At 57.6% G+C, this 1,090-nt stretch carries 1 protein-coding gene; it reads right to left on the reverse strand.

Features of this window, described 5'->3' with window-relative positions; translation table 11 throughout:
- Window positions 1-1,090, reverse strand: a 1,090-nt coding sequence (locus PXY01_RS21970) for a KS-MAT linker domain-containing protein (RefSeq protein ID WP_164744552.1), incomplete at both ends; no start/stop codon positions are given.

Raw genomic sequence — 1,090 nt, forward strand, 5'->3', positions numbered from 1 at the left:
TACAGCTCGGTCCAGTCAATGTCCAGCCCTTTAACCCACAGATCGGCCACCTTCGCGTATTTCCTCTTCCGAATCCAGGAGGCTATCGTCTTCTCCATATCCTCGTCTTCTACCAGCGCCGTCAGCGCCTCTTTGTTCCGTTTAACCTGACCACGGTACAGCTCGGGGATGCCATCCTTCCCTTCCAGGAATGCTTTCAGCTTGTCCTTCAATTCCTGCATCGACACCGCAATCACCGCTAGCCGCTCTTCCATCGCTTCGCGGCCCACCTGAAGCGTGTACGCCATATCCGCCAGACTGTCTTCCGTTACTCTACCCTCTTCAATGGCGGTCAGCATCCGTTCTGCCTGCTTCTTCAGCTGGTCTTCATTTCTCGACGACATTACGATGACCGCCGGATTCCAGGCTGTTACCGCCAGCTTGGCTCTCTCCTCCGGAATGTATTCTTCCAGAATGACATGAGCGTTGGAGCCGCCTGCCCCGAACGACGAAATACCGGCCATTCGCGGATATTCCTTCGTCTCCCCGTCGATCTCCACCACCGGCCGCTTCCATTCCGCCAGCTCCTGCTGAACGACGAACGGCGTTTGCTCGAAGTTGATGTTCGGATTTAGCTCCTTGGCGTGCAGACTCGGAACCAGTGTCCGGTGTTTCATCTGCAGCACAATTTTACTCACTCCCGCGATGCCCGCTGCCGCCTCCAAATGTCCGATGTTCGATTTCACCGAGCCGATCGAACAAAAGCCTGTATCTGACGTATCCTTGCGGAACGCTTGGGTCAAGCCGGCGATCTCAATCGGATCACCAAGCTCCGTGCCCGTTCCGTGGGCTTCGATATAGCTGACCGCCCGGGCATGCACGCCCGCTTTCTCCAGCGCCGAGCGAACGAGCTCGCCCTGGGCTGCCGGGCTCGGCACCGTATAGCCGTTCGTTTTGCCCCCGTGATTAATGCTCGTTCCCCGGATTATCGCATGGATCGGGTCCTCGTCAGCAATTGCTCTGGACAGCGGCTTCAACAGAACGACCCCGACGCCTTCGCCTGGGACAAACCCGTTGCCGCCTTTTCCGAAGCTTTTGCACTGCCCGTCCT

The sequence above is a fragment of the Paenibacillus xylaniclasticus genome (genome assembly GCF_004001065.1).
Taxonomy (GTDB): Bacteria; Bacillota; Bacilli; order Paenibacillales; family Paenibacillaceae; genus Paenibacillus_T; species Paenibacillus_T xylaniclasticus.